At 64.3% G+C, this 6,836-nt stretch carries 6 protein-coding genes; 4 read left to right on the forward strand and 2 right to left on the reverse strand.

Features of this window, described 5'->3' with window-relative positions; genetic code table 11:
- The 3 genes from HP547_RS25845 to HP547_RS25855 all read left to right on the forward strand — a co-directional run.
- Positions 1-603 (forward strand): HAD family phosphatase (locus HP547_RS25845; RefSeq protein WP_172288240.1); only part of this gene is annotated, 603 nt, incomplete at its 5' end.
- A gap of 50 nt (positions 604-653) precedes the next feature.
- Positions 654-2,228 (forward strand): arylsulfatase, encoded by a 1,575-nt coding sequence (locus HP547_RS25850; RefSeq protein WP_172288242.1) that lies wholly within the window; start codon positions 654-656, stop codon positions 2,226-2,228.
- 76 nt (positions 2,229-2,304) lie between these two features.
- Positions 2,305-4,848 (forward strand): fused MFS/spermidine synthase, encoded by a 2,544-nt coding sequence (locus tag HP547_RS25855; protein WP_172222148.1) that lies wholly within the window; start codon positions 2,305-2,307, stop codon positions 4,846-4,848.
- 38 nt (positions 4,849-4,886) lie between these two features.
- Here the strand turns inward: HP547_RS25855 and HP547_RS25860 are convergent, their stop codons facing one another.
- Positions 4,887-5,294 carry a hypothetical protein gene (locus tag HP547_RS25860; protein WP_172288244.1) on the reverse strand — a complete coding sequence of 136 codons (408 nt, stop codon included), beginning with the start codon at positions 5,292-5,294 and terminating at the stop codon, positions 4,887-4,889.
- Between HP547_RS25860 and HP547_RS25865 the strand changes: the two genes are divergently transcribed.
- Positions 5,271-5,522 carry a hypothetical protein gene (locus HP547_RS25865; protein WP_172288238.1) on the forward strand — a complete coding sequence of 84 codons (252 nt, stop codon included), beginning with the start codon at positions 5,271-5,273 and terminating at the stop codon, positions 5,520-5,522. The genes HP547_RS25860 and HP547_RS25865 overlap by 24 nt on opposite strands.
- 16 nt (positions 5,523-5,538) lie before the next feature.
- Here the strand turns inward: HP547_RS25865 and HP547_RS25870 are convergent.
- Positions 5,539-6,836 (reverse strand): OprD family outer membrane porin (locus tag HP547_RS25870; protein WP_172288246.1); only part of this gene is annotated, 1,298 nt, incomplete at its 5' end.

The following is a 6,836-nucleotide window of genomic DNA, read 5'->3' on the forward strand; positions in this document are numbered from 1 at the left end:
CTGGGCAGCGCCAGGCACCCCGCCACGGGCAGGCTTTATACCGAAATGGTCTTTCAGCCCATGCTGGAGCTGCTGGCCTACCTGCGCAGTCGGGGCTTTCGTACCTACATCGTCTCCGGCGGTGAAGTGGCCTTCATGCGGGCGTTCGCCGAGAAGGTCTATGGCATTCCCCCCGAGCAGGTCATCGGCACCACCCTGGCGGCCGAGTTTCGCGATGCCGATAGCCAGTTGACGATACAGCGCCTGCCCAAGGTGACCCACAACGATGATGGCCCAGGCAAGCCGGTCAGTATCGATGCGGTGATCGGCCGCAGGCCGATCCTGGCGTTCGGCAATTCCGACGGTGACCTGCAGATGTTGCAGTGGACAACCGCAGGACCGGGCAGGCGCTTCGCCGGCCTGGTGCACCACACCGACGCCGGCCGGGAGTGGGCATATGATCGGCAGAGCAGCATCGGGCGGCTGGACAAGGCGCTCGACGCGGCGCTGGCAAACGGCTGGACGGTCGTCGACATGGCTAAGGAGTGGCGCCGCGTCTACCCGTTCGAGACGGCTTCACCCTCAGGTACCGCAGGCGCACAACAATCAGTCAGCATTCGGTAAGTGCACGTAGTCGTGGACGTTCGCAAGTAACGTTAACGGAGAGCGTACTCATGAAGTCCAGAAGCGCATGGTTATCGGCCATCGCCCTCGCCACCTCGGCTGCTTTAGGGGCGGGCATGGCCGCAGCGGCGGAAAAACCGAACATATTGGTGATCTTCGGCGACGACGTCGGGCAAACCAACATCAGTGCCTATGCCAAGGGCGTGGTCGGCTATCAGACGCCGAATATCGACCGCATCGCCAAGGAAGGCATGATGTTCACCGATTATTACGCTGAAAACAGCTGTACGGCAGGGCGTTCCACCTTCATCACCGGGCAGGTGGCCAAGCGCACCGGCCTGTCCAAGGTCGGCATGCCCGGCGTGCCGGTGGGCCTGCAGGCGCGGGATGTGACTATTGCCCAAGCCCTCAAGGCCCAAGGTTACGCCACCGGCCAGTTCGGCAAGAACCACTTGGGCGACCGCGATGAATTCCTGCCCACCAATCACGGTTTCGACGAGTTTTTCGGCAACCTCTACCACCTTAATGCCGAGGAAGAACCGGAGCGGCCGTATTGGCCCAAGGACGACACCGAGTTCACCAAGGCGACCACCCCGCGCGGGGTGATCAAGTCCAGCGCCGACGGCAAGATCGAAGACACCGGCGCGCTGAACAGCAAGCGCATGGAAACCATCGACGACGAAACCACCCAGGCGGCGATCAACTTCATCGAGAAGCAGGCCAAGGCCGACAAGCCGTTCTTCGTCTGGATGAACACCACGCGCATGCATGCGTTTACCCATGTTCGCGAGGCAATGAAGGGGCAAAGCGGTATGGTCGGCAACGAGTATGCCGACGGCATGCTCGAGCATGACGGCGACGTCGGCAAGCTGCTCAAGGCCCTTGATGACCTGAAGATCACCGACAATACCATCGTCGTCTACACCACCGATAACGGGCCGAACCAGTGGTCCTGGCCAGACGCAGCGACCACGCCCTTCCGTAACGAGAAGAACTCGAACTGGGAGGGCGCCTACCGGGTCCCGGCGATGGTGCGCTGGCCAGGCAAGATCAAGGCCGACTCGGTGAGCACGCAAATGTTCTCCGGGCTCGACTGGTTCCCGACGCTGCTGGCGGTTGCCGGTGATCCCGACATCAAGGACCGCTTGCTCAAAGGCGCTGATGTGGGAGGCAAGAACTTCAAGGTGCACCTGGATGGCTACAACCAGCTGGACTACCTGACAGGCAAGGCCGACAAGAGCGCGCGCAACGAGTTCTATTACTTCAACGATGACGGTGAGCTTGTGGCCATGCGCTACAACGACTGGAAGGTGGTGTATTGCGAGCAGCGTGCGCCGGGTGGATTTGCGGTGTGGAGCGAGCCATTCACCTGCCTGCGCGCCCCCAAACTGTTCAACCTGCGCATGGACCCCTTCGAGCGCGCCGATATCGTGTCGGACCAGTACTACGATTGGCTGACCAAAAACGACTACCTGTTCTTCCAGGTTACCCAGAAAGCCGCCAAATTCCTGCAGACCTTCGTGGACTACCCACCGAGCCAACGGCCTGCCAGCTTCAGCATCGACCAGATCCAGTCCGATGTGGACAAGAAGATCGAAGAGAAGATGAAGTCGCAGTCGCAGTGATTGCCTGACCGGCGCCCGCTACCCAGCGGGCGCCTTGTTTTCGCAACGGCAGGTGTTTACCTGCCAAGGTCCCTCAATGACTTCATCGGTAAAAGCTTCGGCGCTGGCCGCTACTGCGCGTATCGATGGCGGCGCACCTGTGCGGGCGCCGCTGGCCCTGGCGATCCCGGCCGGCCTGTTATTCCTTTCAGGCGGTGCGGCGCTGGTTTACCAGGTGTTGTGGATCAAGCAACTGTCGCTGGTGGTGGGCGTGGAAGTGCATGCCGTTACCACTGGCATCAGCGCATTCTTTGCCGGCTTGGCGCTGGGCGGGCTGGTGTTTGGCCGCCTGGCCGATCGCCTGCGGCGGCCGATCAGGCTGTACGCAGTGCTGGAATTGCTGGTGGCACTGCTGGGTGTCGCCACCACCCTGGCCATGGCCGGTTCCGCCGGGTTGTTTGCCCGCTTGGAGGACCAGGTCGGGGTATTGGCCTGGTGCCTGCCCTTCGTGCTGGTCGGGCTGCCGGCAACGCTCATGGGCGCGACATTGCCGGTACTGGTGCGCGCACTCAAGCCCGCCGAGGGTCAGTTGGCACACGCCAGTGGGCGTCTGTATGCCGCCAACACGGCAGGCGGCATCTGCGGCACGCTGCTGGCGGCGTTCGTGCTGTTGCCTGCCTTGGGCGTGACCGGTAGCGCCATGGCTGCCGCCGCGCTCAACCTGATGGCGGCGCTTGGCGCGTTGGCGGTGCGCTGCGCCGGGCAGCCAGCGCTCGCCCGCCCCCTGCCAGGCGCTGCAGTGCGCAGCCCGCAGGCACGGCTGGCGGTGGCCCTGTATTGCCTGGCGGGCGGTGTCGCGCTGGGCTACGAGGTGGTCTGGAGCCAGTCGATCGTACCGTTCATGAGCACCCGCACCTATGCCTTTGCGCTGGTGCTGGCAACCTACCTGTGCGGTTTGGTGGCGGGCAGTGCGCTGTACGCTCGGCGTGCCGACCGCCTGCGTGACCCTTGGGGCATGTTCGGCCTGCTGATCGCCTGTGCCGGCCTGCTCGCGCTGCTGCAGGTGGCGGGTCTTGGGCGCTGGCTGGTCAGCGCGCAAAGCCAGGTGGAGTTGCTGGTGCTGCAGGTCACCGGCAATGCCTTGGCCGGCATGTGCGCACGTTTCGCCGTCGCTGCCGTGTGCGTGGTGTTGCTGCCGACCACGCTATTGGGCGCGGCCTTCCCGCTGGCCATGCGCCTGGCAGTAGACCATGCCCACCTGGGCCGTGATGTCGGCCAGGTGCTTGCGCTCAATACCCTGGGTGGCATCGCTGGGGTAATGCTGACCGGTTTCGTGCTGGTGCCCGGGCTCGGCCTGGTGCGCACCCTTGCCGTGCTCGCGGCCATTGCGGCAGTGATCGGCCTGCTTGCCGTATGGCGGGGGAATGCGGTGCGCCGGCGCAACGCGGTGGCCGTGCTGGGTGTGGCCGTGGTAACCGTGCTCACCGGCCTGCTTGCGCCGCCGTCACGGCTGGCCGAATTGCTGCCGGGCGCGCGCAATGGCCAGCTCACCTACTACCGCGAAGGCAAAGGCGCGACGGTGGCCGTGGTCAACCAGGGCCAGCCAGGCCGCAGCTTCAACCGGCTGTATATCCAGGGCGTGTCGAATACCGGCGATGCCATGCCGTCGCTGCGCTACATGCGCTTGCAGGCGTTGTTGCCGCTGTTGATCCATACCCGGCAACCGCGCTCGGCGCTGGTCATCGGTTTCGGCACTGGCATCACCGTTGGCGCCATGCTCCGTTACCCAGGGCTGGAGCGGCCGGTGGTGGCCGAACTGCTGCCCGAAGTGCTGCAGGCTGCGCCGCTGTTCAAGGGCAATTTCGCTGCGCTCGAGGACCCGCGCCTGGACGTGCGCCTGCGCGATGGCCGTCGCGAGTTGCTGCGCAGCACCGAGCGCTACGACCTGGTAACGCTGGAGCCGCCACCGCCGTCGGCAGCAGGGGTGGTCAACCTGTACTCCCGCGACTTCTACCGCTTGGCGGCAGCCCGCCTGGAGCCCGGCGGGCTGGTGGCGCAGTGGTTGCCGTTGCCGACCCAGAACGATGAGGACAGCCAGTCGCTGGTGCGCAGCTTCATCGACGTATTCCCGCATGCATCGCTGTGGACCACCGAGTTCCACGAGATGCTGCTGGTCGGCTCGCTGCAGCCAATGCCGTTGAACGTGCCGCGCATTGCCGAGCGCTTTGCCCAGCCTGGGGTGGCAGCGGCCCTGGCCGAGGTGGGCATCGCTTCGCCACAGGCCCTGCTGGCCACCTGGATCACCGACAGGACAGGACTGGAGCTTTATGCGGGTGCGGCGCCAGCGGTCACCGATGACCAGCCGCGCATCGAGTACTCGGCGTGGGTGCGCCCGCGCGAAATCACCCGCGTGCTGCCGGCATTGCTGGCGTTGCGCCAGGCCCCGCCGTTGCTCGATGCCAGCCCGGCCTTCGTAGCGGCGGTGGGTGACCAATGGCGCACGTTGCAACGGTTCTACAGCTTGAGCCTGCATGCCTACAACGGCAACCGCGAAGCCTGGGCGCGCGAAGCCAGGGAGCTGGCCCGCAGTGATGGCGACAACCCGTATTACCGCTGGTTTCTAGGGGGACCTGCGCAATAGTCGTTAGCAGCGATGGCTCGTTACTGACGCTGAAGGTTTCAAAGCCGGGACATTACATATTGGCTCGTGACCAAGTCCAGATGCGCACCACGCGCGTTCCTGTACACCGTGATTTCGTCGCGCTCGCGGCGGCCCACTCCGCGCTGGCAAATATCGAACAGGTCGCCTTCGATGCCGTCTTCAGCCAGTGCCCCTGCAGCCAGCGCAATCAGGATATCGCCGGCCACCGCCGCTGATTTGCGGTCATCGACGAACACCCGCGCTTGCGCCATCAGCGCGGTATCGGCCTCTTGCATGTCCGGGCGGAACCCGCCAACCAGGTCGACATGAGTACCGGGGCGCACGTTGCGGCCCTGGGTCCGCGGCGCCGACCCCGGGTTCAACCTTGATGTCGCTGTCGAGCTTTGTCCCTGCACTATCTCATGGCAGACCGCGGTTTCGATCACATGCAGGCGCTCGACGACGATGAGGACCTGAGGCTGCAATGCGCCGACCGCCGCCTGGTGAATGCTGTCGGGTTGAGGCGCCAGCGTCTGTATGAAACCGGCAGTGTGGGTGATATCGCCAAGGCGGTGGGCGCGTCCGAGCGCGAGTTGTCCGGGCTGTTCAAGGAGTACCTGCACCTGCCGCCAGCCGAGTACTGGCGGCAGTTTCGCCTGAAGGCGGCGCACTGAGGCTGATAAGCCCGCGTCAGAATTTCAACGGGTATTCGACGATCACGCGCACTTCGTTGATATCCGGCAGATCGACTTGCGCTTGCTGGTTGCCACGGTAGTTGGCCATGCGCGTGCGTATGGAAAGGTCACGGATCGGACCTTGCTGCACCACGTAGCGCAGTTCGAGGTTCAGCTCGTGCCATTTGGCACCGTCATACGCCCCATAGCTGGACAGCGCACCACCGGCATAGTGCTGGCCCGCACGCCAGTGCTGGTCGTTGGCCTCGCTGCCAGTAATGTAGCGGGTCATGAAGTTCAGGCCAGGGATGCCGTAGCCCGCCAGATCGAGGTCGTAGCGTACCTGGCGGGACTTCATTCCAGGGGCATTGAAGTCGGAAATCTGCACCGAGTTGGCCAGGTCGATTGACAGGCCGCCGACATAGTCGAAAGGGGTGTCGCCGTCGATCTGCTGGTAGGCCAGGGTGATGCGGTGGGCACCCTGACGCCAGGCGCCTGCCAGGCTCCAGCTGGTGTTGGCTACCGCCCCGGACAGGGCACGCCCGGTGTCGTCAGTGCGGTACAGCTGCAGGTCGAGGTTGAGTCCACTGCCTGTTGAAAACGGCACATCCTGGTTGATGTTGAGGTAGTTCTGCAGCCAGTTGTCCTTGGCGCGGGCGTGGAACAGCTTGACGCCCAGCGTGTCGTTGACCTGGTAGGTTGCACCGGCAAAATCCAGGCTGCGCACTTCGACGTCGGAGTAGCGGGTGCGCAGGCTGTCGTCGGCGTTACTCGAGGTGAAATCACGATAGGCGGTGAAGTGGCCCGCTTCTAACAGCAGGTCGGGCACCGCAGCATTGCGCAGATAGAAACCGCTGGCCATTTCCGGCAGCAGACGGCTGTCGGCGGTAGTGAACACCGGGGTCGAGGTACGCATCTCGCCCCACTTCAGTTCACTGCCAAGCGCCCGGGCTTTCAGCGCGGCGCCAGTGTGGGTGTAGTGGTCCGACACCTCGGCGTTGCGCTGACGGTCATGGCTGACCGGCAACAGCAGGGTACCCGTACGTCCAGGGCCGCTGTCGAGCTTCAGGCCGAGTTGGGTGTGGGCATCGACTCCCAGGCCGAAGATGCCTTGGGTGAAGCCTGAGGTGAGGCCGAGCATCACCCCGTGTGCCCATTCCTCGCGGTAGCCCTTGCGAGCTTGGGCGGGGCGCGCAGCGTTGTTGCCCTGGCCGTTGCTGGCGTGGTTGCGCAAGTCGCGGTTGAAATAGAAGTTGCGGTTGCGCAGCTCCAGCTGGCTGCCCTCGATCACGCCCTGGCTTTCAGCCATGGCAT

This window comes from Pseudomonas sp. CM27, assembly GCF_013179515.1.
Classification (GTDB): Bacteria; Pseudomonadota; Gammaproteobacteria; order Pseudomonadales; family Pseudomonadaceae; genus Aquipseudomonas.

Excerpts from the sequence above, each read along its gene's own strand:
- HP547_RS25855 (WP_172222148.1), top strand. The coding sequence starts at position 2,305 with ATGACTTCATCGGTAAAAGCTTCGGCGCTGGCCGCTACTGCGCGTATC.
- HP547_RS25850 (WP_172288242.1), top strand. The coding sequence starts at position 654 with ATGAAGTCCAGAAGCGCATGGTTATCGGCCATCGCCCTCGCCACCTCG.
- HP547_RS25865 (WP_172288238.1), top strand. The coding sequence starts at position 5,271 with ATGGCAGACCGCGGTTTCGATCACATGCAGGCGCTCGACGACGATGAG.